Annotated in this window: 21 protein-coding genes; 9 read left to right on the top strand and 12 right to left on the bottom strand. The window is 69.5% G+C overall.

All coding sequences use genetic code 11. The features are described from left to right. Positions 1–759 (bottom strand): carbon-nitrogen family hydrolase (locus QR77_RS20190; protein WP_040023435.1); only part of this gene is annotated, 759 nt, incomplete at its 3' end. A gap of 209 nt (positions 760–968) precedes the next feature. Between QR77_RS20190 and QR77_RS20195 the strand changes: the two genes are divergently transcribed. Continuing rightward, positions 969–1,793 (top strand): maleylpyruvate isomerase family mycothiol-dependent enzyme, encoded by an 825-nt coding sequence (locus tag QR77_RS20195; RefSeq protein ID WP_040023436.1) that lies wholly within the window; start codon positions 969–971, stop codon positions 1,791–1,793. Positions 1,794–1,911: 118 nt separating this feature from the next. Here the strand turns inward: QR77_RS20195 and QR77_RS20200 are convergent, their stop codons facing one another. After that, positions 1,912–3,144: an MFS transporter gene (locus tag QR77_RS20200; RefSeq protein ID WP_052489656.1), complete on the bottom strand. Its 1,233-nt coding sequence runs from the start codon at positions 3,142–3,144 to the stop codon at positions 1,912–1,914. A 149-nt stretch (positions 3,145–3,293) separates the two neighbouring features. Further along, on the bottom strand, positions 3,294–3,956 hold the full coding sequence (locus QR77_RS20205) for a GntR family transcriptional regulator (protein ID WP_040023437.1): 663 nt from the start codon (positions 3,954–3,956) through the stop codon (positions 3,294–3,296). Between the two features lie 435 nt (positions 3,957–4,391). Here QR77_RS20205 and QR77_RS20210 point away from each other — a divergent pair, with 435 nt between their 5' ends. From QR77_RS20210 to QR77_RS20220, 3 genes are all read left to right on the top strand, one after another. After that, the gene (locus QR77_RS20210; protein WP_052488915.1) at positions 4,392–5,366 is read left to right on the top strand and encodes a glycoside hydrolase family 64 protein; all 975 of its coding nucleotides are present in this window, start codon (positions 4,392–4,394) and stop codon (positions 5,364–5,366) included. 203 nt (positions 5,367–5,569) lie between these two features. Next, the gene (locus QR77_RS20215; protein WP_040023439.1) at positions 5,570–5,959 is read left to right on the top strand and encodes a VOC family protein; all 390 of its coding nucleotides are present in this window, start codon (positions 5,570–5,572) and stop codon (positions 5,957–5,959) included. Between the two features lie 140 nt (positions 5,960–6,099). Further along, entirely contained in the window at positions 6,100–7,062 is a 963-nt protein-coding gene (locus QR77_RS20220; protein WP_040023440.1) for a Bro-N domain-containing protein, read from the top strand. Positions 7,063–7,120: 58 nt separating this feature from the next. On the opposite strand, the gene QR77_RS20225 is transcribed toward QR77_RS20220, so the two are convergent. Beyond that, positions 7,121–7,888: an NAD(P)H-dependent oxidoreductase gene (locus QR77_RS20225; RefSeq protein WP_040023441.1), complete on the bottom strand. Its 768-nt coding sequence runs from the start codon at positions 7,886–7,888 to the stop codon at positions 7,121–7,123. Between the two features lie 379 nt (positions 7,889–8,267). Between QR77_RS20225 and QR77_RS20230 the strand changes: the two genes are divergently transcribed. Further along, on the top strand, positions 8,268–9,134 hold the full coding sequence (locus tag QR77_RS20230) for an aminoglycoside phosphotransferase family protein (protein WP_040023442.1): 867 nt from the start codon (positions 8,268–8,270) through the stop codon (positions 9,132–9,134). Positions 9,135–9,198: 64 nt separating this feature from the next. Here the strand turns inward: QR77_RS20230 and QR77_RS20235 are convergent, their stop codons facing one another. Both QR77_RS20235 and QR77_RS20240 read right to left on the bottom strand, forming a co-directional pair. Beyond that, positions 9,199–9,669: an NUDIX domain-containing protein gene (locus tag QR77_RS20235; RefSeq protein ID WP_040023443.1), complete on the bottom strand. Its 471-nt coding sequence runs from the start codon at positions 9,667–9,669 to the stop codon at positions 9,199–9,201. 4 nt (positions 9,670–9,673) lie between these two features. Then, entirely contained in the window at positions 9,674–10,414 is a 741-nt protein-coding gene (locus QR77_RS20240) for a helix-turn-helix transcriptional regulator (protein ID WP_040023444.1), read from the bottom strand. Positions 10,415–10,533: 119 nt separating this feature from the next. Between QR77_RS20240 and QR77_RS48850 the strand changes: the two genes are divergently transcribed. Both QR77_RS48850 and QR77_RS20250 read left to right on the top strand, forming a co-directional pair. After that, complete coding sequence (locus tag QR77_RS48850) at positions 10,534–10,734, top strand: hypothetical protein (RefSeq protein ID WP_040023446.1); 201 nt, start codon at positions 10,534–10,536, stop codon at positions 10,732–10,734. A gap of 139 nt (positions 10,735–10,873) precedes the next feature. Then, positions 10,874–12,715, top strand: a complete 1,842-nt coding sequence (locus QR77_RS20250; protein ID WP_040023447.1) for an NHL domain-containing thioredoxin family protein — start codon at positions 10,874–10,876, stop codon at positions 12,713–12,715. Positions 12,716–12,785: 70 nt separating this feature from the next. On the opposite strand, the gene QR77_RS20255 is transcribed toward QR77_RS20250, so the two are convergent. The 3 genes from QR77_RS20255 to QR77_RS20265 form a co-directional block, all read right to left on the bottom strand. After that, entirely contained in the window at positions 12,786–13,007 is a 222-nt protein-coding gene (locus QR77_RS20255; protein ID WP_040028317.1) for a hypothetical protein, read from the bottom strand. 124 nt (positions 13,008–13,131) lie between these two features. After that, positions 13,132–14,457: a M18 family aminopeptidase gene (locus QR77_RS20260; protein ID WP_040023448.1), complete on the bottom strand. Its 1,326-nt coding sequence runs from the start codon at positions 14,455–14,457 to the stop codon at positions 13,132–13,134. Positions 14,458–14,608: 151 nt separating this feature from the next. Then, positions 14,609–16,435 carry an acyl-CoA dehydrogenase gene (locus QR77_RS20265; RefSeq protein ID WP_040023449.1) on the bottom strand — a complete coding sequence of 609 codons (1,827 nt, stop codon included), beginning with the start codon at positions 16,433–16,435 and terminating at the stop codon, positions 14,609–14,611. A 136-nt stretch (positions 16,436–16,571) separates the two neighbouring features. Between QR77_RS20265 and QR77_RS20270 the strand changes: the two genes are divergently transcribed. Together QR77_RS20270 and QR77_RS20275 are read left to right on the top strand one after the other, a co-directional pair. Further along, complete coding sequence (locus tag QR77_RS20270) at positions 16,572–17,051, top strand: SseB family protein (RefSeq protein WP_040023450.1); 480 nt, start codon at positions 16,572–16,574, stop codon at positions 17,049–17,051. Positions 17,052–17,286: 235 nt separating this feature from the next. Further along, a complete protein-coding gene (locus QR77_RS20275; protein ID WP_040023451.1) occupies positions 17,287–18,240 on the top strand; it encodes a pirin family protein in 954 nt (317 codons plus the stop codon). A 94-nt stretch (positions 18,241–18,334) separates the two neighbouring features. Here QR77_RS20275 and QR77_RS20280 read toward each other — a convergent pair whose 3' ends face one another. The 3 genes from QR77_RS20280 to QR77_RS20290 form a co-directional block, all read right to left on the bottom strand. Further along, positions 18,335–19,189: an LLM class flavin-dependent oxidoreductase gene (locus QR77_RS20280; RefSeq protein WP_040023453.1), complete on the bottom strand. Its 855-nt coding sequence runs from the start codon at positions 19,187–19,189 to the stop codon at positions 18,335–18,337. 204 nt (positions 19,190–19,393) lie between these two features. Next, entirely contained in the window at positions 19,394–20,803 is a 1,410-nt protein-coding gene (locus tag QR77_RS20285; protein WP_052488916.1) for an MFS transporter, read from the bottom strand. Positions 20,804–21,008: 205 nt separating this feature from the next. Further along, positions 21,009–23,294 (bottom strand): SpoIIE family protein phosphatase, encoded by a 2,286-nt coding sequence (locus tag QR77_RS20290; protein WP_040023454.1) that lies wholly within the window; start codon positions 23,292–23,294, stop codon positions 21,009–21,011. Between the last annotated feature and the right edge of the window lie 218 nt (positions 23,295–23,512).

Below are 23,512 nucleotides of genomic sequence, written 5' to 3' on the forward strand. Positions count from 1 at the left end.
GGCCGGGAACTGTTCGCGCGTCTTCGCCACCTTCGCCGGGTCCAGGTCCACCGTGAGGATCTCCTCGTCGTTCCCCGCCTCCGCCAGCACCTCGCCCCAGGGGTCGACGACCATGCTGTGGCCGGACTGTTCCACCCCGGCGTGCGTTCCGGCGGTCGCGCAGGCGAGGACGTACGCCTGGTTCTCCACCGCTCGCGCCTGCGCGAGCAGCGTCCAGTGCGAACGCCGCCTGGCCGGCCAGCCCGCCGGGACCACCAGGAGTTGGGCGCCCGCGTCGATCAGGCCGCGGAAGAGTTCGGGGAAGCGCAGGTCGTAACAGGTGGCGAGGCCGAGGGTGGCGTCCGGGAGTTGGACGGTGACGAGTTCGTCGCCGGCGCCCATCAGCGTCGCTTCGCCCTTGTCGAAGCCGAAGCGGTGGATCTTCCGGTAGGTGGAGGCCAGTTCGCCGGTGGGGGAGACGATCAGCGAGGTGTTGTAGAGGATGCCGTCCTCGGTCCGCTCGACGATCGATCCCGCGTGCAGCCAGACGCCGGCGTCGCGTGCCGCCGCTGACATCGCCTCGAACGTCGGCCCGCCGCCGGCCGGTGATTCGGCCTCTTCGGCAAAGGATTCGTATGCGAATGCGCCCATGGGCCACAGCTCCGGGAGGACCACAAGGTCGGCGCCACGCTGTTGCCGTACCAGTGAAGCCACTCGCGCTCTACGGGAATTGGCCGATTCGTCCGGGTCTACTGCGATCTGGATGAGGGAGGCGCGCACATTACCACCGTCCTGGCATTCGAGCCGTCAACACGGGCCTACGATCGTCACACGAAAGCACTGCCGGGGTGCCATCGGGCAGCGTAACTTAGCTGCCAAGCCTCCCACGCAGCCCGCAGTCAGCCCACAGCCAGCAGCCCGCCAGCCCGTAGCCAGCCCGCCAGCCAGCCAAAAGCCAGCCCGCGACCGCAGAACCGCCGAGGGGTCCCGTGACCGTCCATCCCAGCCTTCAAACCTACGCAGACGCCTGGTCCCACTCCATCGAAGCCATACTCGAGTTGGTGGAGCCGCTCGCCGAAGGGGAGTGGAACTGGCGAACGCCGTGTCCCGGCTGGTCCGTGCGCGACATCATTTCCCATGTCATCGGTATGGAGTCCGAGATGCTCGGCGACCCACGGCCGATCCACACGCTGCCGCGGGATTTGTACCACGTACAGAGCGAGATCTCCCGCTACATGGAGATGCAGGTCGATGTGCGGCGGCACCACACCGCGCCCGAGATGACATCGGAGCTGGAGTACACGGTCATCCGCCGCAACCGGCAGTTGCGCAACGAGAACCGCGCCCCCGACGCCATGGTCCGCGCTCCCCTCGGCACCGAGCAGACCCTCGAAACGGCCATGCGGATGCGGGCGTTCGACCTCTGGGTGCACGAGCAGGACCTGCGTACGACCTTGCGGAAGCCCGGCAACGTGGACTCCCCCGGCGCCCATGTGACCCGCGACGTGCTGCTGAACGCGCTGCCGAAGGTCGTCGCGAAGGACGCGGGCGCGCCGCCGAACACGGCCGTGGTCATCGATGTGCACGGGCCCGTGGAGTTCATGCGTACGGTCCGGGTGGACGCGGAAGGCCGCGGTTCGGTCGACGGCGCGCCCTCGCTGGGGCCCGCTGTGACGCTGGTGATGGACTGGGAGTCGTACTACCGGCTGGCGTGCGGCCGGGTGCGGCCGGCGGCGCTCGCCGAGCAGATCAAGGTCGACGGGGACCAGGCGCTGGCAGACGCGATCCTGCGTGAGTTCGCCGTGACTTCGTGAGTTCGCTGTGACGTTGTGAGTTCGCTGTGGCGTCGTGAGTTCGTTGTGACGTGGTGAGTTCGCTGTGACGTACTGACGGGAGCCAAGGGGCGAGGATCAGGGGGTGGGGCGCCGGTCCTCAGGCCGGTACGTGTACGGCCTCCACCCGGCTCGCCACCAGCCGTTCCCGCTCGCGCCGCGCGGTACGCGCGCGCAGTCGCAGAATCTGTACGATCCCCAGCGCTTCGAGGACGAAGACGGACGAGAACGCGATCCGGAAGTTGTCGTCCGTCGCGTCGAGCAGGATCCCGACGGCGAGCAGCATGGTCATCGACGCCGTGAATCCGCCCATGTTGACGATGCCGGAGGCGGTGCCCTGCCGCTGGGGCGGGTTCGCGGGTCTCGCGAAGTCGAAGCCGATCATCGACGCGGGCCCGCACGCGCCGAGGACCACGCAGAGCGTGATCAGCAGCCACATCGGGGCGTGCTCGCCCGGGTAGACGATGGTCAGGGCCCAGGCGAGCGCCGTCGCCCCGACCGTTCCGAGGGCCAGCGGCATCCTGGCCTCGTGATGGCGGCCGATGACCTGCCCGTACACGAGCCCGACAAACATGTTGGAGAGCACGACGAGGGTGAGCAACTCGCCCGCCCCGGCGCGGGACATGCCCTGCGCCTCGACGAGGAACGGCAGCCCCCACAGCAGCAGGAAGAACATCGCCGGGAACTGCGTGGTGAAGTGCACCCACATCCCGAGCCGGGTGCCCGGCTCACGCCAGGACTCGGCGATCTGCCTCCGTACGAAGGCGGCGCCCGCGTGCTCGGAGGGCGGTGGCTCGTGGCCCTCCGGGTGGTCCTTGAGGAAGAGCAGCAGCAGGACGAGGACGAGCACGCCGGCCAGTGAGCTGCCGGCGAAGGTGGCGGTCCAGCCGAGGCTGTGCAGGGTGCGGGAGATGAAGACGGTGGAGACGAGGTTGCCCGCCATCCCGAACAGCGCGGCGATCTGCGCGATCATCGGGCCGCGCCTGGCGGGGAACCAGCGGGTTCCGAGCCGCAGCACGCTGATGAACGTCATCGCGTCGCCGCAGCCGAGCATGGCGCGGGAGGCGAGCGCCGTGCCGTACGAGGGGGAGAGCGCGAAGCCCAACTGCCCGAGGGTGAAGAGCACCACCCCGAACGTGAGCACCTTCTTCGTGCCGAGCCGGTCGACCAGGAGGCCGACGGGTATCTGCATGCCCGCGTACACGAGCAGTTGGAGGATGGAGAACGTCGAGAGCGCGGAGGCGTTGACATGGAAGCGGGCGGCGGCGTCGAGTCCGGCCACGCCCAGGCTGGTACGGAAGATGACGGCGACGAAGTAGACGGCGACGCCGATGCCCCAGACCCAGGTGGCGTGGCGGCCGCCGGGGGGATCGCCGGGGAGAGTGAGCCGGGGGGTATAACCGTCGGATCCGCCGACGCTCCCCGAGTTTCCGGGCTTTCCGGAGTCGTCTGACTTTCCGGTGCTCGACGAGTCGGCGGCACTCACCGGGACTCACCCCTGACCAGCACAGTGACCCGGCTGATGTGGCGTCGTACGCAGGCGGCGGCGCCGTCGGCGTCGCCTGTCCTGATGGCTTCGAGCAGCTCGGTGTGTTCGGTGATGTTCGCGGCGATACGGTCGGGATGGGCTTCCAGCACGGCGATGCCCATCCGCAACTGCCGGTCCCTGAGCTGGTCGTAGAGCTTGGACAGGATCTGGTTGCCGGCGTGCCGCACGATCTCCGCGTGGAAGGTCCGGTCGCTCACGGACACGGCGCCAAGATCCCCCTCGACGGCCCGCCGCCGCTGCTCGTCGAGACACTCCTCCAGCCGCGCGATGAGCCGAGCGGAAGCCGGTACGGCTCGCCGTACGGCGAACTCCTCGACCAGCAGGCGCGTTTCGACGACATCCGCGATCTCCTGCGCGGAGACGGCCAGGACCAGCGCGCCCTTCTTGGGATAGAGCTTGATCAGCCCCTCGACCTCCAGCTTGAGCAGCGCTTCCCGTACGGGGGTGCGGGAAACCCCGACGGCGTCGGCGAGTTCACCTTCGGTGAGCAGGGTCCCGCCCTCGTAACGGCGGTCGAGGACGGCCTCTTTGATGTGGCTGTAGACGCGATCTGCGGCGGGCGGCTGCTTGATGTGAGCGGCGGGGGCGGAAGGCATGCGCACAGCTTAGATACAAGACAGGTGCAACAGAATCCCCGTCCGGGATACGGACAGCGCCGGGCGGTACGCCGGTGCTCGCGCGGTACGGGCGCTGCGTACGGGGTACGGGCGCTGCCTACGGGGTGAGCCGTGCGCCGGGCTGGCGCGGGGGTGGGTGCGGGGGTGGGCGCCGGGCGCGGGCACCCGGTCAGGCGCAGGAGTGCGTGCGGGGGCGAGCGTCGGTGCACGAACCTTGACAAGTACACGCGGATAGCACGACCCTTCTGTGAGAGCGCTCTCAACCCCCCACCACCGGGCCGCTCCCCACGAGCGGCCCGGCGTACCGAGCGCTCCCGAGGCCGGACGACGTCGCCACCTGGCCGGCGACGACAGCGTTCACGGCCGGTCGCCACCTCCCCACCCACCCCCCCCACAACAGCCAGGGAGATTTCGATGCCCCCCACCGCAACACCGGCGCTCCACCGCCGCCCGCTCACCTATCTGGCCGCGGCCGCCGCGATGACGCTGCTCACGATGGGCGCGGTCACCACCTCCTCGCCCCAGGCCCACGCGGCCGCCCCGGCAGTCGCGGCCGGCGACCCGCCGCCGGACTCCTTCTGGGGCGACACCAGCACCATCCCGCCCGCGAAGAACGTCCTGACCGTCAAGATCCTGAACAAGACGAACGGCAAGTACCCCGACAGCGAGGTGTACTGGAAGTTCAACGACCAGGTGCACTCGATCGCCGAGCAGCCCTACCTCGACATGCCGGCCAACTCGGCCGGGCGGATGTACTTCTACGTCGGATCGCCGGACAGCCAGTACTTCGACTTCATCGAATTCACCGTCGGCGACGACGTGTTCAACGGCAACACCACCCGTGTCGACGCCTTCGGCCTCAAGCTGGCGATGCGCCTGCACGCGAACGACGGGTACGACGCCCAGGTCGGCGAGGACTACCAGACCTTCCAGCAGACCCGGGAGCAGACGTTCCAGCAGTTCAAGGACGAGGTCCCGACCGAGTTCAAGGGCCTGGCGGACGTGCAGGCGCCGTACCGTATCCCCGCCCCGGGCAGCGCCCCGGACTTCCGGGCCGGCGGTAAGTACGCCAACTACCTGAGCGACTACGCGAAGTCGGTCGGCGTGGACGCCCCGACCTCGGACATCACGGGCTGCGCGGGAGTCCTGGCCACCAACCCCGGCATGTGCTCGGCGCTCAACCGGCATGTGGCGCAGCTTCCCGAGTCGGAGTGGTCGAAGCCGGAGGGGTACTACAAGGCAGCGCCGGCGAACTACTACGCGAAGTTCTGGCACGACCACAGCATCAACAACCTGGCGTACGGCTTCCCCTACGACGACTACGCGGGCCAGTCGTCGTTCATCTCGCACGGGGACCCGCAGTGGCTGGAGGTAGCGGTCGGCTGGTAGCCGACGGCGGGCGGCAGGGCACGGGTACGACAGGTCAAGGCAGGGCACGACAGGGTACGGGTACGGGCTTTCAGGGCCCGTACCCGTACCCGTACCCGTACCCGTACCCGTACCCGTACCCGTACCCGTACCCGTACCCGTGCTCGTACCGTCGCCCGAAACCCGATGGACACGGGACATCTGCCCCCTTCAGGGTGGCGCGCATGACATCCCACGTACGCCACGTCACGATCGACTGCGCCGACCCCTACACCCTCGGCACCTTCTGGGCCGAGGTCCTGGGCGGCGCCGTGTCCGACGAGGACCACCCGGGAGACCCGGAGGCCATGGTCGAACACGCAGGCACGCCGCTGCTGTTCATCGAGGTCGGCGACGCCAGGACCGTCAAGAACAGACTCCACCTGGACCTCCAGCCCCAGGACCGCACCCGCGACGAGGAGGTCGACCGCCTCCTCGCGCTCGGAGCGAGCGTCGTGGCGGACCACCGTACGGCCGAGGGCCTCGGCTGGGTGACGATGGCGGATGTGGAGGGCAACGAGTTCTGCGTGGAGCGCGGCAAGCAGGAGCGCGGCAAGCAGGAGCGCGGCGAGTAGGAGCACGGCGCCGCGTGATCGGACGGCCATGATCACGTGCAGCGGAAACGGTCATGCGTCACTCGCAATGGTGAATATACGTCCGCCGGTTGGCATATTCGATTTGCTTCCCTTTACGTTCCGCCGTGGAGGTGATTCGCATGAACGAATCAAATATGCCGTCCGATACGGCTGCCCAGCGCGATGCCATCGACATCAGCGACTTCGTCTACGGCGCGACAGGCGCACGGATCCGACGGCTGACGATGCCGGACGGGAGCCACTGGTTCCCGGCTGCGGATGTGTGCAGGGAACTCGGCCACACCAACTCCAGGAAAGCTCTCAACGATCACGTTCCCGCAGAACACCGAGACTTTCTCGAGAGTGTGACTGGACGTTACAGTCTCAGCATTCCCGCAGGTCGGGAGTGGCGTCGAGACCTTCACCTCATCGACCTGCACGGTCTGATCCGCCTGGTCAGCGGCTGCACGACTCCGGCGTGCCTGCCGTTCAAGAAGTGGGTCAGTGAGGTCATCTCGACCATCCAGCAGAGCGGCTCCTACGCCCTCGTCAAGGCCGAGGTCCAGCCCGTCGATCCGGCGGCATCTGTGGCGTACGCGATGCCGGACCAGATCGCTGACGCGATCGTCCGCCTTGAGGAGCGGAATATCCGATTGGATGAGGAATTCGCAGCCGTACAGCGCGAACGCCTCGCGATGGAGCGCGCGTCTCTTGACTTACGGCGCGACTCGCTCGCTGCCCAGCAGTCCGCCGCCGAAGCCATGGAGCGGATCGTCGACCGGCTCGACGCCGTACTCGCCAGCCGGCCGACACCACCGGCCGTCCCTCCGCAGCGGCCGCGTCCCACGGCGGACACCCTGCTCGCCGACTGGAAGACGCGGATGGCGGTGACCGAGGACGTATGGGCCGTCGCCGTGACGATCGCTCCCACCCTGGCCGAGGAAGGGGAGGTGCGGCAGTCGCTGGAGTCCATCGCGGCGCGGACGGGGCTCTCGGTCCACCGGGTCAACGAGTGCCTGCGGTTCATGCGCAAGCACGCCTGCATCAGGTCGGGAGGAGGAGCGGAGGACGGGGCGCCGGTCTACGTACTGAATCACCCGTAGCCGGAGCCATGGCCGTACCCGTACCCGTACGCCTACCCGGAGCCCGACCGCCCGCCGGTCACGTGCGGTGGATGCGGATGCCCTCCTCGCCCGGGGCGTGGTCCGGGCGCAGCACCAGGTGCTCGTCGTAGTCGCCGCCGTTCTGCGAGCGGTAGGGGATCGGTTCCGTGTCCGGGAGCGTGAGCAGCCGGTGGCGCAGGCGCCTGACCGCTGCCTCGTAGTCGGCTTCCGAGAGACGGACCGTGCCGTTGACGACCAGGGGCGGCACCACGGTCATGCCCGTGTACCACAACGTGCCGTGCAGGAGCGGGAAAAGCACCTCGTCGATGTCGCCGTGGATCCCGCGCGGTCCCGTCGTCGCGGCATTGGCGCCGACGGTGGTCACCACCATCGCGCGCCGCCCGACCAGCCCGCCGTTCCCGTACCGCAGGGCCCTGCCGGTGGCCGGGTCGATGACCCCCTGGGCGAAGCCCTGGACGAAGAGCCGGTCGAACCAGCCCTTGAGGATGGCGGGCGGACCGAACCACCAGAGCGGGAACTGCACGATCAGCGTGTCCGCCCGGCGCAGCTTGTCCTGCTCCCGCCGGATGTCGTCGCTGAGCCTTCCGGCCCCCAGCGCCTCCTCGGACTCGGTGAGTACGTCGAGCCGCTCCGTACGGTCGTGCGCGAAGTCCTCGTGGTCGACGACGGGGTTCCACCCCATGGCGTACAGGTCCGATTCGACCACCTCATGCCCGTGCTCGCGCAGCGCCGCGATCCCCTCGTCGCGTAGCGCGCCGTTCAGCGAGCGCGGATCGGGCTGGGCGGACACCCACAACACGTGCACGACCGATCATCCTTTCGGGCCGAACCGTTGAACTGATACAGCAGCCGCTGTCCGTCCCCGGTAAGCGTCACGCCCCACCGATCTGATTCCGCAGGGGAGATCCGACGCGCATAAGTCGGTTGCCGCGCTGGTGCGGGCTCTGCTGCACTGACCGCCGTACAACCGACGACACCCGACCGGCGGACCACGGTCTACGAGCCGGTGCACCGCTTCGAGTTGGACGTACCGGCCGACACGGTCGGGGTGCTGGTGCCCGTACTGGTCCAACTGGGCGCGGTGCCGGGTCGTACGACGGGGCGCGGGCCAGGAACAGCCATAGGCCAGGGACGCGGGCACAGATCACAGACCACAGAGCCCCAGGGACAGGACGAACAGACACATGCACCCGAGAATCGACACCGCACTGGTCGCCCGGCTGATCGCCACGCAGTTCCCGCAGTGGGCCGGTCTGCCGCTGCGGCCGGTCGCCGCCGCCGGCTCCGACAACGTGATGTACCGGCTGGGCGAGACCATGGTCGTACGCCTGCCCCGCGCCGCCTGGGCCGGCGCGCACGTCGAGAGGGAGCAGCGGTGGTTGCCACGGCTGGCCCCGCACCTCCCGCTCGCCGTCCCCGTACTGCTGGGCGCGGGGACGCCGGCCGAGGGCTATCCCTGGCGCTGGTCCGTCTACGAGTGGCTGGACGGCGAGAGCGTGGCCGTCAGGCCGCTGGCGGATCCGGGCAAGGGCGCTGTCCAACTGGCGGAGTTCATCGTCGCTCTTCAGCGCGTCGACCCGCTGGACGGACCGCGGCCGGGCGAATCGCTGGCCGACCGTGACGAGGCGACCCGCGCCGCCATAGCCGAGTTGAGCGGCGAGTTCGACGCGGACGGCCTGCGTGCCGCGTGGGACGCGGCCATGGAGGCGCCGGAGTGGGCGGGTCCGCCGGTCTGGGGCCACGGGGACCTCCACCCGGGGAATCTGCTGGCCGTCGACGGCCGTCTGAGCGCGGTCATCGACTTCGGCGACGTGGCGGTGGGCGACCCGGCACGCGACGTGACGATCGCGTGGACGCTCATGTCGGCGGAGAGCCGGGCCGTGTTCCGCGCCGCGCTGCCGGTCGACGAGGCGACCTGGACCCGAGGCCGGGGCTGGGCCCTGACGGGCGGAGCACTGGCCTTCACGGCGTACGCGGCCACGGACCCGATCATCGCGGCGAACGTCCGCCGCCAGCTCACCGAGGTCCTGACCGATCAGGCACGGGGATGAGACCGGGAGCCGGAGCCCTGCCGGCTCCACCGGCCCGCAGGTCCCGGAACGATCGCCGGCCGCACTATCCGAGGTAGGGGGCCGGCCGGTTCTCCAGAAAGTGTTGGAGCCGTAGCTGCTGGGTGTGGTGCATGGGCAGCTCACCCAGCTCGCCGGGTTCCACGAATCGGAGTTCCGTGCTCTCCTCGGAGATGGCCAACGTCCCGCCGACGACGCGCGCCCGAAAGCACACGTTGAACTGCCGCCGCACCTCCCCATCGGTGTATGCGATGACGTGGCGAGGATCGGTATAGGTCCCGACGAGACCCGTGATCTCTACGTCAAGGCCTGTCTCTTCCTTGACCTCCCGCACGGCCGTACCGGGCAGCGAATCACCCATCTCCATGCCGCCGCCAGGCAGGGCCCAGAGGTCGTTGTCCCGGCGTCGTTGCAGCAGGATGCGACCCCGGTCGTCAGTGATGACGGCTGAGGCCGCTACGACCAAGGCATTGGGCTTGGGAGCGTTCGGGTCGTCGTAATACTCGGTGCGTGCCATCGGCTCACCCTTCCACGGGCGTGGCTGTGTCCCACATGGCGCCGAAGCTGTCCGCGTACATGTCGAACATCCCGCCGTCGCTGATGCGCCGAAGGTGCCACACGGGCGCACCGTACGCGTTCACGCCCCAGACATGGGCGTTCACCAACACCTGATCATCCGCGCGGTACAGGCTGTTGTAGAGCGTCGTGCTGTGCGTCCGCAGTTCAATGCCCGGTACCCCGAGGAGTGGCCGGTAGTGCATCAGCGCCAGACGGCAACGGCTCTCGATCCCGTGGCCGAACTTCTCTTCCCGGCCGCGCTGTTGAACGTTCTCACTGTGCGCGTCGCCAAGAGCGATCCGGACCGCGCATCCTTCGGCGGCCCGCTCCCGAAGAAGGTCATTCAGGCGCGGGTACGCCTCATGCAGAAACACCGCAGCGTAGACCAGTACGTCAATGTGGTCCCGTACTTGGGCGAACAGGTTCACATAGGTGGAAACGGGCACGTCTGCCCGCTGGTCGTACAGAGCGACGAGTTCCGGGCTGACGGCCCGCGCGGCGCGTGCCTGCCTGAGCGCCGGCCAAAGTGCGTGCACATCTTCCCCCAGCGTCTCAGCAGCTTTGAGTGCCGTTGCCCGTCGCGGTGTCCGGCCAAGGTTGACCCATCGTTCAACGGATTTGGGATCAACCCCCGCTGACTCGGCCAGCCTCCCGTGCGTCCATCCCCCGGAGGCCATGACGGCCCGCAGGCGCTCATTCGACATGGCCAGTCTCTCCCCCGACGCGTGGACGTTGCCGGGGACGTTCTACCTGCTTCGGGACGTCCTGAAGTGGGAAACGTACGAGGTTCCCCCGTCCTGGCGAACGGTCGGAAGATCAGCCCATGACCGAGCCCAAAACGCATTCCAGTGCGCCGGTTGACCTCCCCCTACGGGTCCCGGCCTTGGAACCAGTGCCCGTGGACGGATGCGCCGGGTGCACGGAGCTGGCCAACGTGCGGGACCGCGCGCGTACGGGGGGCGACATGACCACGGTGTCCGATTGCAACATCTTCATGCGGCGCCACCCGGAGGGGCACGGGTGATCACGCGGGAGGACATCGCAACCGCGTCGAGGCTACGGGCGGGCCGCGTCGGCATCCTCCGGGACGTGATCCCGGACGATGAGGACCCTGTGAGGCGGGGACGTCGTGGCCTGTGTGTCGGGAGTGGCACCCTGGTGGCATGAACGATGCGACTTCCGCGACCCGCCACGCCCGGGTCCGTGCTCCCGAGCTGGTTGGCAAGGGCGGCTGGCTCAATACCGGCGATATCTCCTACACCCTGTCCGACCTGCGGGGACGCATCGTCATTCTGGATTTCTGGACCTTCTGCTGTATCAACTGCCTGCATGTGATCGACGAGCTGCGCGAGCTGGAGCAGAAGCACAGCGACACCGTGGTGATCATCGGGGTCCACTCGCCGAAGTTCGTGCACGAGGCCGAGCACCAGGCCGTCGTGGACGCCGTCGAGCGCTATGAGGTGCATCACCCCGTCCTCGACGATCCCGAGCTGGCGACCTGGAAGCAGTACGCCGTACGGGCCTGGCCCACGCTCGTCGTGATCGATCCCGAGGGGTACGTCGTCGCGCAGCACGCCGGTGAGGGGCACGCCCACGCCATCGAGCGGCTGGTCGCCGAGCTGGAGGCCGAGCACGCGGCGAAGGGCACGCTGCGGCGCGGGGACGGTCCGTACGTCGCGCCGGAGCCCGTTCCCTCGTACCTGCGGTTCCCCGGCAAGGTGCTGGCGCTGCCCAGCGGGAATCTCCTCGTCTCCGACACCACCCGGCACCAGCTCGTCGAGCTGGAGCCCGACGGCGAGACGGTGGTACGGCGGATCGGGACCGGTGAGCGCGGCTTCGGGCAGGACTGCTTCAGCGAGCCCCAGGGGCTCGCGCTGCTGCCCGACGGCACGGTGATCGTCGCGGACACCGTGAACCACGCGCTGCGTACGTACGACCCGGTCAGCGGTGCGATCGAGGTCGTGGCGGGGACCGGACGGCAGTGGTGGCAGGGGTCGCCGACGGCCGGGCCCGCGCTCGAAGTGGATCTCTCGTCGCCGTGGGACGTCGCGTGGTGGGCCGACCGGGTCTGGATCGCGATGGCGGGCGTCCACCAGCTCTGGACGTACGACCCGGCCACCGGGACCGTCGAGGCGGCGGCGGGTACCACCAACGAAGGCCTGGTGGACGGGCCGGCGGCCGAGGCGTGGTTCGCGCAGCCCTCAGGGCTCGCCGCCGCCGGGGACCGGCTGTGGATCGCCGACTCCGAGACGAGCGCCCTGCGGTACGTCGAGCGCGACGGTGAGGGTTCGGGGCACGGTGACGGCGAGGGCTTTGTCGTCCGTACGGCCGTCGGCGCCGGGCTCTTCGACTTCGGTCACCGCGACGGCCCCGCCGAACAGGCGCTGCTCCAGCATCCGTTGGGCGTGACCGCGCTGCCCGACGGTTCGGTGGCCGTCTCCGACACGTACAACCACGCGCTGCGCCGCTTCGATCCGGCCACCGGCGAGGTCACCACCCTCGCCACCGATCTGCGGGAGCCGTCCGACGCCGTGCTCGTCGGGGACGACATCGTCGTCGTCGAGTCCGCCGGGCACCGGCTGACCCGGCTGCGGCTGCCCGAGGACGCCGTACGCGTCGAGTCCGTCGCGCACCGCACCCAGCGGGAGGCCACCGAAGTGGCCCCGGGCGCGCTCCAGTTGGATGTGGTGTTCACGGCGCCGTCGGGCCAGAAGCTCGACACCCGCTACGGCCCTTCGACCAGGCTGCTGGTCTCCTCGACCCCGCCGGGACTGCTGGCTGAGGGCGAAGGCGCCGGTACGGATCTGAGCCGTGCGCTGGTGCTCGCCGACGGCATCACCGAAGGTGTGCTGCACGTGTCGGCGATGGCCGCGTCCTGCGACGACGATCCCGCCGTCGAATACCCGGCGTGCCATGTCCACCAGCAGGACTGGGGAGTTCCGGTCCGCGTGACGGACGGCGGCACCGCCCGGCTGGGGCTCGTACTCGCCGGGATGGACGCCTGAAGAGTCGGGACGGACGTCTGAGACCCGTGGGCATCGCACCCGCCCACGGGCTCCTGAGCCCTACGACCGCTCAGAGGCCGATGTTCCGGTCGTCACGCTGTTCCACGACCGTCGTCGCGCCAAGTCCCCGCCGGCGACGGGCGATGCTCGTGAATGTCGCGATGCCGATGATGCCGACCGCCATCATGATCAGGCCGACCAGGTCGATGTTGACACTGTCGGAGTGCCAGTCCGTGGCGAACGTGAGGATGGCCCCCACGCCGATAAGTGCGATACATCCGCCGATGCCCATGAATCCCGCCTCCTGATACGAGTGGTGGCCGTTCCGGGCCGTTACATCGGGTACCCCGGTCCGGAACAGCCATGCGGGCATGGGTGGTTCACTCGTTCGGTCATGTGTCGGGCCGCCCTCGGGGTCACCCCTCCAGGAAGGCCACCAGCGCGTTCGCGAGCAGGTACGGGTCGTCGGCGCCGCACAGTTCACGCGCGCTGTGCATCGACAGGATCGGCACCCCGATGTCGACGGTCTTGATGCCGTGTCGCGCCGCGGTGATCGGGCCGATCGTCGTGCCGCAGGGGACCGCGTTGTTGGAGACGAAGTTCTGCCACGGCACACCCGCCTTCTCGCACGCGACGGTGAACGCCGCGCTGCCGGCGCCGTCCGTCGCGTACCGCATGTTCACGTTGACCTTGAGGATCGGGCCGCCGTTGGGGCGCGGGTGGTGCGTCGGGTCGTGGCGCTCCGCGTAGTTGGGGTTCACCGCGTGGCCGGTGTCCGACGACAGACAGATCGTGCCCGCCAGCGCCCGCGCGTGGTCCTCCCGCGTACCGCCGCGCGAGAGCACCGAGCGCTCCAGGACCGTGCCGAGCAGCGGGCCGTCGGCGCCGGTGTCCGACTGCGACCCCGCCTCCTCGTGGTCGAAGGCGGCCAGCACCGGGATGTACGGGAGCGCCTGCCCGGCGGCCTCTCCGGCGCCTCGGCCCGCGTCCGCCGTCGCGACCGCGACGAGCGCCGCCGTACTGGCGTGCACCGACAGCAGGTCGTCCATCCGGGGCCCGGCCACCAGTTCGCGGTCGCGGCCGAGGTACGCGGCCGGTTCGAGGGGATGCGCCATCAGGTCCCAGCCGATGACCTCGCCGGCCTCGACGCCGATCTCCTCGGCCACGAAGCGGATCAAGTCGCCTTCCTCGGCCCGCCCGAGACCCCAGATCGGCTGCATGTGCCGCTGTGCGTCAAGGAGTAGCCCGTCGGTGTTCACCGAACGGTCGAGGTGCGGGGCGAGTTGGGGTACGCGCAGCAGCGGGCGGTCGATGTTGACCAGCCGGTGTGAACCGTCGCGTAGGGTGAGGCGGCCGGCCAGGCCGAGGTCCCGGTCGAGCCAGGTGTTGCGCAGCGTCCCGCCGTACAGCTCGACGGCGATCTGCCGCCAGCCGTGGGCGCCGGTGTCGGGCAGCGGCTTCACGCGCAGGTTCGGGGAGTCGGTGTGCGCCCCGGCGATCCGGAAGGGGGTGTGCGGCTCGGCGCCCTCCGGTACGTACCAGGCGATGATCGCCCCGCCGCGCAGGACGTACTTCCCGCCCGTCGTTCCGTCCCAGGCGTCCACCTCGCGCACGTGCGTGAAGCCTGCGTCCCGCAGGCGCTGTGCGGCGTTGTCCACCGCGTGGTAAGCCGTGGGGCTCGCCATCAGGAAGGACATGAGGTCGTCGGTGTGGCCGCGGTCGAAGCGGGCGGAAGTGCTCATGGTGTGCAGCCTAACGACGGTCCCCGGCGGCCGGTCCGCCAACCGTCGGAACAGCGTGTGCCGGGGCACACCTTGACAAGCCGGGCGGCCCCGGGGGCCGATGCCCCGGGGCCGCGAACCGAACCGGCGGCGACTCGGCGGGCTCAGCCGCTCAGAAGGACGCCTCGTCCAGGTCCATCAGCGACGTCTCGACGGACTCGGCGAGCGTGCGCTCGACACCCACGCCGGGCAGCACGTTCGCGGCGAAGAACCTCGCCGCCGCGATCTTGCCCCGGTAGAAGGCGACGTCCTTCGTGCTCGCCGTCTCCAGCTTCTCGGCGGCCACGGCGGCGCCGCGCAGCAGCAGGTAGCCGACGACCACATCGCCGGACGCCATCAGCAGGCGCGTGGTGTTGAGGCCGACCTTGTAGATGTTCTTGACGTCGTCGCCGGTGGCGGTGAGGTCGGTCAGCATCTGGCCGACGATCGCCTCCAGGTCCCCGGCGGCCTTGGCGAGCGCGTCGCGGGCCGGGGCCAGCTCCGGGCCGCCGGTGCCGACGGCGAGGAACTGCTTGATCTCCTCGGCCAGCGCGTTCAGCGAAGCGCCCTGGTCGCGGACGATCTTCCGGAAGAAGAAGTCCTGGCCCTGGATGGCCGTGGTGCCCTCGTAGAGGGTGTCGATCTTGGCGTCCCTGATGTACTGCTCGACCGGGTATTCCTGGAGGTAGCCGGAGCCGCCGAAGGTCTGGAGGGACTGCGCGAGCTGTTCGTACGACCGCTCGGAGCCGTAGCCCTTGACGATCGGCAGCAGCAGGTCGTTGAGGCCGACCAGCGCCGTGACGTCCTCGTGTTCGGCGTCCTTGACGGCGATCTCGTCCTGGATCGACGCGGTGTACATGACGAGGGAGCGCATGCCCTCCGCGTACGCCTTCTGCGTCATCAGCGACCGGCGCACGTCGGGGTGGTGCGTGATGGTGACCTTGGGCGCCGTCTTGTCCATGAACTGCGCGAGATCCGGGCCCTGCACGCGCTCCTTGGCGTACTCCAGCGCGTTCAGGTAGCCGGTGGAGAGGGTGGCGATGGCCTTGGTGCCGACCATCATCCGGGCGAACTCGATGACACGGAACATCTGCCGGATGCCGTCGTGCTTGTCGCCGATCAGCCAGCCCTTGGCGGGGTGCCGGTCGCCGAAGGTCATCTCGCAGGTGTTGGAGACCTTGAGGCCCATCTTGTGCTCGACGTTCGTCGCGTAGACGCCGTTGTGCTCGCCGAGTTCGCCCGTCTCCGGGTCGAACTCGTACTGCGGTACGAGGAAGAGGGACAGGCCCTTGGTGCCGGGCCCCGCGCCCTCGGGGCGGGCGAGGACGTAGTGAAGGATGTTCTCCGACAGGTCGTGCTCGCCGGACGTGATGAAGCGCTTCACGCCCTCGACGTGCCAGCTTCCGTCCTCCTGCTCGACGGCCTTCGTGCGGCCGGCGCCGACGTCCGATCCCGCGTCGGGCTCGGTGAGGACCATGGTCGAGGACCACTGCCGCTCGACGGCGATCGCGGCGATCTTCTTCTGCGCCGCGTTGCCCTCGTCGTACAGGACTCCGGCGAAGGCCGGGCCCGAGCCGTACATCCACACGGCGGGGTTCGCGCCGAGGATCAGTTCGGCGTACGCCCAGATCAGGGAGCGGGGCGAGTTCGTGCCGCCGATCTCCTCGGGGAGGCCGAGCCGCCAGTACTCCGAGTCCATGAAGGCCTGGTAGCTCTTCTTGAAGGCCGCGGGGAGGGGTGCGGTGCCGGTCTCGGGGTCGAAGACCGGCGGGGTGCGGTCGGAGGAGGCGAAGGAGTCCGCGATGTCGTTCTCCGCGAGGCGGACGACCTCGCTCAGGACGGATCTCGCGGTCTCCACGTCCATCTCGGCGAACGGGCCCGTGCCGTAGAGCTTGTCGCGCCCGAGGACCTCGAAGAGGTTGAACTCGATGTCGCGGAGGTTCGACTTGTAGTGCCCCATGGCGAAGGCTCCGTAAGGCTCGATAGGAGTAGCTGTCTACACAAGATGATGCTACCCGTCGGTAATAAGACGCAACCCCGGCAGTCGATCTGTGACGAGGCTCCCTCGGCCCGTATTCCTCAGTACTCTTGCGGTCATGTACGGCTACGACCAGACTCCGGGCGCCCAGCAGCAGTACGCTGCCCCGCCCCAGCAGCCGCAGCAGCCGATGGGTGGGGCCGGAGGTTACGGCGAGCAGCCGCTGTACCCGGAGCCGTCGCCGCCCTCCCTCGGCGACGCCGTCAGGGCCTTCACGACGGGGTCGTTGTCGGCCGAGGACTTCCAGCAGATCTTCTCGACGTCGAAGGTGTACTGCCCGCGCGGTGACAACCCCGGGTTCCTGGCGCTGCACAACACGCAGCAGCCGGTCATCCCGATGTTCAGCACGCTGAAGGAGCTGCGCAGGTACGCGGGCAAGGAGTCGAAGTACTTCGTGATCACCGGCTCCGAGGTGATCGACCTGCTGCCGACGGGGTACGGCTTCGTGCTCGACATGGAGGGCGACCACCGGATGGTGTTCGACGCGAAGGCGGTCGAGCAGATGGTGGAGTTCGCGATGCGGCGTATGTACGGCTGAGCTGGTGTACCGCTGAGCTGCTGTACCGCTGAGCTGCCCTCTTTCTTCTTCTGACCACTTCTGACCGCTCCTCGACCATCGGCCCACTGACCCGTACCGGATGACCGGTACGGGTCTTCGCGTTGCGCCGCCCGCCCCTCCCGACCCGCGTACCGCCCCCCGGGAATGAACGCCGCCTTGCCAGATGTTCACCGTTCAACTAAATTAAGCCCCGAACACTCCCGAGGAGGGCCCCATGCCTGCTGTGACCGTCGAAAATCCGCTGACCCTGCCCAGGGTGACGGCACCGGCCGAGGCCGTGGCCCGTCCCGTACTCGCCGTCGAGACCGCGCCCGGCGGATTCGAGGGTGAGGGCTTCCCGGTGCGGCGCGCGTTCGCCGGGATCAACTACCGGTACCTCGACCCGTTCATCATGATGGACCAGATGGGTGAGGTGGAGTACGCGGCCGGCGAGGCCAAGGGCACGCCCTGGCATCCGCACCGCGGCTTCGAGACCGTGACCTACCTGATCGACGGCACCTTCATCCACCAGGACAGCAACGGTGGCGGCGGCACCATCCGCAACGGCGACACGCAGTGGATGACGGCGGGCTCCGGCCTGCTGCACATCGAGGCGCCGCCGGAGTCGCTGGTGATGTCCGGCGGTCTCTTCCACGGCCTCCAGCTCTGGGTGAACCTCCCGGCGAGCGACAAGATGATGGACCCCAGGTACCAGGACATCCGTGGCGGGCAGGTCCAGCTCCTGACGTCCCCCGACGGCGGCTCACTGCTGCGGGTCATCGCCGGTGAGCTGGACGGGCACAAGGGTCCCGGCATAACGCACACGCCGATCACGATGATCCACGCGACCGTGCGCCCCGGCGCCGAGGTCACGCTGCCCTGGCGCGAGGACTTCAACGGTCTCGCGTACGTCCTGGCGGGGCGCGGCGCTGTCGGTACGGAGCGGCGTCCGATCCGTATGGGTCAGACCGCCGTCTTCGGCGACGGCGGCTCCCTCACGGTCCGCGCGGACGAGACGCAGGACGCGAACACCCCTGACCTGGAGATCGTCCTGCTGGGCGGTCGTCCGATACGGGAGCCGATGGCGCACTACGGGCCGTTCGTGATGAACAGTCAGGCCGAGTTGAAGCAGGCGTTCGACGACTTCCAGAAGGGCCGCCTGGGCACCATCCCCGTCCCTCACACGTGACGGACGCCCCGCCGGACACTCCCGGCGGGCACCACCGCCCCGCTTCCCGGAACAACTCCCGGGCCGCGGGGCGGTGGCGTATCCGGTCCGTACGTCAGAGAACGACGTCGGCGAGGCGGGCGACCTCGTCGATGTCCGCGAGCGTCGGGTTGAGGATCAGTTCGTCTGCGCCGATGTCGGCGAACGCCCGTACGGCTTCCTTCACCGCTTCGGCGCCGCCGTGGACCCCAGCGGCCGTGCCGTCGGCCACCTCCTCGCCGCTCGCGAGGTAGTAGTCGTGGACGTTCCCGCGCCCCTTGTCGATGTCGCCGAGCGCGAAGTAGGCGATGGCGACGAGCCGTGGCGAACCCTCACGGCCCGCCTCCTTCCAGGCGGCCCTGGCCGTGTCGAAGGTCCCGGCGGCCATGGACACGGGAACCGAGGCCGCTACGTACCCCTCGCCCCAGCGCGCCATACGGGCGAAGGCGGCGGGTGCGAAGCCGCCGAACACCATGGGCACTTCGCGTGTGCCGCTCGGGACGGCGGGGTTCGTGCCGCCGCCGATCGGCTGTCCGCGCCAGACGTCGCGGTAGACCTGAAGGTCGTGGTCGAACCGCCGGCCGAGACCGCGCGGCCCGGCGCCCTCGGCCACGAAGTCGTCGGAACGCCCCCCGAGGCCGAGGCCGAGCGTGAGGCGCCCGCCGGAGACCCCGTCGATCCCCGCCACCTCTTTCGCCAGCAGGACCGGAGGCCACACGACGCCGATCAGGATGTTGCTGAACAACTGGATCCTGCTGGTGGCGCCCGCCGCCGCGGCGAGCGCGACCGTGTCCATCACCCCTGGATAGGCGATGCGTCCGACGGTCCCGAGCGACGAGAATCCGGCTTCTTCGGCGCGTGCCGCCCAGGCGGGGATGATGGCGGGCGAGAGCTCGCGCACCTGGTTCGGAATTCCGATTCCGATCTTCATGTGGTCGGTCTCCTTCGATTCCGCCTCGGCGGCCTCGATCCCCCGGCCTGGTGCATCGGGTCACCGAAAGCCGCATCAGGGACATATGGGTAGGGGTGTGACGGGCAGATGTTATCGCCGTCACATCCCTCCGGCTGTCCTCGCCACGGAGGGCGAACCCTCTCCGCGCGCCGTTCTTGTGCGCGCCGCCCATGCGCGCGCCGTTTACTTGCCGGCCGGTGCCGGCACCGGCTCCGGCGCGGCCGTGCCCGTGGACCACCAGCTTCCCCGGTCCGCGTCCCGGTGGCCCGTGTCCGTCAGATTCAACTGGTTGGTCTCCGGCGCCCACATGAGAGCCGTGATCCCGCCGATCAGCGAGACGACACCCATGAAGATCATCGACCAGCTCAGCCCGAGGTGGCTCAGCGAGAGCGGCAGCAGGAACGTGCCGATGGCGGCGCCGATCCTGCTCGCCGCCGAGGCCAGGCCCACGCCCGAGGTGCGGATCGACGTCGGGAAGACCTCTTCCGGATAGACGCCGGGCAGGATGCTCATGATCCCGTAGATGTAGAGGTAGCCGAAGAAGCAGACCGTGCCGAGCCAGATCGGCAGCAGATGCCCGAGGCTCACCAGGAACAGCGCGATCGCGCAGCCGAACATCGGCCAGATCAGGATCGTGCGGCGGCCGACGCGGTCCACCAGGAACCATCCGGTGGCGGCGCCGAGCAGGGCGATCACGGTGCCGAGCAGCGCGCCCGCCAGCGCGTTGCTGCCCAGGCCGATCGCGGTCAGCACCGTGGGCTGGAAGAAGGTCAGCGCGAAGTACGGCAGCACGATGCAGATCCAGAACGTGCAGACGAACACGGTGCGCCGGATGTAGTCGGCCGAGAACAGGTCCCGGTAGCGGGTCTGTTCGGGCTGCTCGGCGTGGAAGTCCTCGCTGTCGAGCGAGACGCCGAGGTCCTGCTCGATGACCGCGACAGCCTCGTCGCGCCGGCCCTTGGAGATCAGCCAGCGGGGCGACTCGGGCAGGCCGTGCCGTACGAACAGACAGATCACGGCGGGTACGGCGCTCGCCGCGAGGGTGATGTGCCAGGCGTTCGGCCACTGGGTGTTGATGATGTAGCCGACGAGGTACGCGACGACATAGCCGACGTTCCACAGGATTTCGAGGATGCCCAGATAGTGGCCGCGCCGCGCGCTGGGCGCGAACTCGGCGAGCAGCGGGGAGCCGATCGAGTAGTCGGCGCCGACGGCCAGGCCCATCACCAGGCCGAGGACGAGGACTTCCCAGGGGGCGCTGACGAAGAGCATCAGCACGGCGCAGGCGAGGAAGACCGAGAGGTCGATGGTGAACATCGGCCGGCGGCCGAGCCGGTCGGTCACATATCCCAGGAACAGGCCGCCGAAGAACGTACCGATCAGGGTCGACGACGAGATCAGCGAACTCCACGTCGACGTCACACCGATGTCGCGGGACATCGCGCTGCCGGCGAGCGCTGCGGCCACCGAGGCGAAGACGAAGCCGTCGATGAACATCCCGCCGCCGGTGGCCACGGTCAGCCGCCGCAGGAAGCGTCTGGTCCTGAGGTCCGGACTGCCGGCGGTGGCGGGGATCTCGATCGCTGAGGTCATCGATGTGCCTTTCCGGTGGAGTCCTGGGGGAAGCTGTCCAGAATTGGGCGAATCATGTCCGTGACAGTCGTACTCAGACAGGTTTCACGTTTCTTCCCCGAACGACCGGGCATCCGCGCCAGGTGATCCAGCGCTCAGCAGCCAAGCGGTCAGCGCCCGAGCGGTACGGCCGGAGCCCGACCGCCGTCGTGCCGGAACCGTTCCCTCACGCGGGGGCCGCGGCAGGGCCCCCGTACTCGTAGAGCTCGAACCAGATGCACTTGCCCTCGCCCTGCGGATCGACTCCCCACGCGTCCGCCAGCATCTCCATCAGCACCAGGCCGCGCCCGCTCGACGCCAGCTCGCCGGGGCGGCGGCGGTGCGGCAGCTCGTCGTTCCTGTCGGCGACCTCGACCCGCAGCCGCCGGTCACCGCGCTCACCCGCCGCCTCCGCGACCAGCACCGCGTCGCCGTCCGTGTGGACGAGGACGTTGGTGACCATCTCGGAGGCCATCAGGACGGCCGAGTCGACCTGCTCCTCGTCCGCCCAGTCGTGCAGCATGGCGCGCAGCTCCTGCCGGACCCCGGCGATCCGCTCGGGCTCGGCCTGCGCGACGGTCAGGGTCGTACGGCGCGGGGTCCTGCGGCTGTGCCGGGCGCTCGCGCCGTCGCGGGAGAGCAGCAGGAGCGCGATGTCGTCCTCGCGCCGGTCGGCGAGCGGCCCTGCCGTGTAATAGGCGGTGGGGCCGTGCACGGTGGCGATCAGGCTGTCGGCCAGCTTCTCCAGGGACTCGCCGCCGTCCTCCTCCATGACGGGCCGCAGCCGCGTCCAGCCCGTCAGGAGATCGTGCCCGCCGGTCTCGATCAGGCCGTCCGTGCACATCATCAGGGTCTCGCCCGGCTGGAGGACGAGCCGCGTCGTCGGATAGTCGGAGTCGGTCTCGATGCCGAGCGGCAGGCCACCGGCGGTCTGCCGGATGAGGGCCGTGCTGTCGGCCGTGCGGAGCACCGGGTCCGGGTGTCCGGCGCGCGCGATGTCGATGGTGCCGGTGCTCGGGTCGACCTCCAGGTAGAGGCAGGTCGCGAAGCGCGGTCCTGTGAGGTTGTAGTTCTCGGATCCCATGTCGTCGTGGTCGCGCCCGGCCTCCTCGTCGCCGGAGTCCCCGCCCAGGAGGTCCCCCTCCGGGCCCACCGCTCCGCCGTCGCGGCCCGGGTAGTGCTGGAGCCCGGCGAGGAAGCGCGAGGCCCGGGAGAGTACGGCGTCGGGCCTGTGCCCCTCGGAGGCGTACGCGCGCAGCGCGATGCGGAGCTGTCCCATCAGGCCCGCCGCCCGTACGTCGTGCCCCTGCACATCCCCGATGACCAGCGCGAACCGCCCGCCGCGCGCCACGCGCCCGCCGTTCCCCGGCCGCTCTCCCGCGGGGCCAGGGCCCGGCAGCGGGATCATGTCGTACCAGTCGCCGCCGATCTGGAGTCCGCCGCCGGTCGGTACGTACCGCGCGGCCATCGTCATCCCCGGGATCTTGGGCCCCAGCGACGGCATCATCGAGCGCTGGAGCCCGAGCGACAGCTCGCGCTCGGACTCGGTGACCTCGGCGCGGGCGAGCGCCTGCGCCAGCATGCGGGCCACGGTGGTCAGCACGGAGCGTTCGTCGGGGGAGAAGGCGACGCGGTTCTTGAACGCCGCCATCCAGGTGCCCATGGTGTGGCCGGCGACGATCAGTGGCAGGAACGCCCAGGAGTTGCGCTCGAAGCGCTCCACCAGCGGCCAGTAGCCGGGGTAGCGGCTCGCGTACGACTCCGCCGTCGGCAGGTAGATGGCCCGCCCCGTCCTGATGACCTCGGACGCGGGGAAGTCGGAGTCGACGCGCAGCGTCGAGAAGGCGTCCACGTCGGACGCCGTGCGGCCCTGGATCCCTATGACCTTCAGCTTCTCCCCGGACGTGCTGAACACGGCGAGCCCGTCCGGGGAGAAGCCGGGCATGGACAGGGTCGTCGTCACCCGCAGCACCTCGGCGGTCGACCGCGCCTCGGCCAGCGCCCGGCCGGCGTCCAGCAGGAACGCCTCGCGGGAGCGGCGCCAGTCACCGGTGATGGGCGTGCCCTCGACGATCGTGCCCGGCTGGGGCTCGGCGACCTCCTGGAGTGTCCCGTACAGCTCCCACGCGTCCTCGGTGCCACCGCCGGGCATGCCACCGCCCTGGCCCGGGGCCATGATGTTGGGCTTGGCCCTGGCCCGTACGGTACGCAGCACCTGGCCGTCGTCGTCCACGATCCGCAGCCGGGCCTCGGCGAGGGTGGACTCGGCGACGGCGAGGTTCACGATGCCGTCGATCTCGTTCCAGTCGACCGGGTGGAAGCGTGCGCGCGCCTCGGCCGGGCGCAGGACCACGGGTTCTGCGGGCAGGCCGAGCAGCCGGGCTGCCTCGGCGTCGAGGTCGATGTCCCTCGACACGCTGTCCCAGCGCCACAGACCGGTCGCGATGGCGGCCAGGACCTCCTCGGTGCGCATTGACCCACTTTATGAACGTATGACCGCCGAACGCCACCGAGAGCCGGACCGAGTTTGGATCCCGCGTCAGATCCCGCATCAGTTCCCGCATCCGATCGCGGATCGGACCCCGGATCGGATCCGTCGGTGGCCCCGTGAACGGGCCGGGGGAGGGCGCCGGGGCGGGCGGTAGCCTTGTGCCGGTCGACAGACCCCTGAATCGCTAAGAACTGGATGAA

This window comes from Streptomyces sp. 150FB (genome assembly GCF_000818195.1).
Classification (GTDB): domain Bacteria; phylum Actinomycetota; class Actinomycetes; order Streptomycetales; family Streptomycetaceae; genus Streptomyces.

Coding starts and splice junctions, on each gene's coding strand:
- QR77_RS20280 (WP_040023453.1), bottom strand. CDS start 19,189: ATGAAGATCGGAATCGGAATTCCGAACCAGGTGCGCGAGCTCTCGCCC.
- QR77_RS20235 (WP_040023443.1), bottom strand. CDS start 9,669: ATGGCACGCACCGAGTATTACGACGACCCGAACGCTCCCAAGCCCAAT.
- QR77_RS20270 (WP_040023450.1), top strand. CDS start 16,572: ATGTACGGCTACGACCAGACTCCGGGCGCCCAGCAGCAGTACGCTGCC.
- QR77_RS20220 (WP_040023440.1), top strand. CDS start 6,100: ATGAACGAATCAAATATGCCGTCCGATACGGCTGCCCAGCGCGATGCC.
- QR77_RS20215 (WP_040023439.1), top strand. CDS start 5,570: ATGACATCCCACGTACGCCACGTCACGATCGACTGCGCCGACCCCTAC.
- QR77_RS48850 (WP_040023446.1), top strand. CDS start 10,534: ATGACCGAGCCCAAAACGCATTCCAGTGCGCCGGTTGACCTCCCCCTA.
- QR77_RS20205 (WP_040023437.1), bottom strand. CDS start 3,956: ATGCCTTCCGCCCCCGCCGCTCACATCAAGCAGCCGCCCGCCGCAGAT.
- QR77_RS20230 (WP_040023442.1), top strand. CDS start 8,268: ATGCACCCGAGAATCGACACCGCACTGGTCGCCCGGCTGATCGCCACG.
- QR77_RS20260 (WP_040023448.1), bottom strand. CDS start 14,457: ATGAGCACTTCCGCCCGCTTCGACCGCGGCCACACCGACGACCTCATG.
- QR77_RS20210 (WP_052488915.1), top strand. CDS start 4,392: ATGCCCCCCACCGCAACACCGGCGCTCCACCGCCGCCCGCTCACCTAT.
- QR77_RS20285 (WP_052488916.1), bottom strand. CDS start 20,803: ATGACCTCAGCGATCGAGATCCCCGCCACCGCCGGCAGTCCGGACCTC.
- QR77_RS20240 (WP_040023444.1), bottom strand. CDS start 10,414: ATGTCGAATGAGCGCCTGCGGGCCGTCATGGCCTCCGGGGGATGGACG.
- QR77_RS20290 (WP_040023454.1), bottom strand. CDS start 23,294: ATGCGCACCGAGGAGGTCCTGGCCGCCATCGCGACCGGTCTGTGGCGC.
- QR77_RS20275 (WP_040023451.1), top strand. CDS start 17,287: ATGCCTGCTGTGACCGTCGAAAATCCGCTGACCCTGCCCAGGGTGACG.
- QR77_RS20265 (WP_040023449.1), bottom strand. CDS start 16,435: ATGGGGCACTACAAGTCGAACCTCCGCGACATCGAGTTCAACCTCTTC.
- QR77_RS20250 (WP_040023447.1), top strand. CDS start 10,874: ATGAACGATGCGACTTCCGCGACCCGCCACGCCCGGGTCCGTGCTCCC.
- QR77_RS20255 (WP_040028317.1), bottom strand. CDS start 13,007: ATGGGCATCGGCGGATGTATCGCACTTATCGGCGTGGGGGCCATCCTC.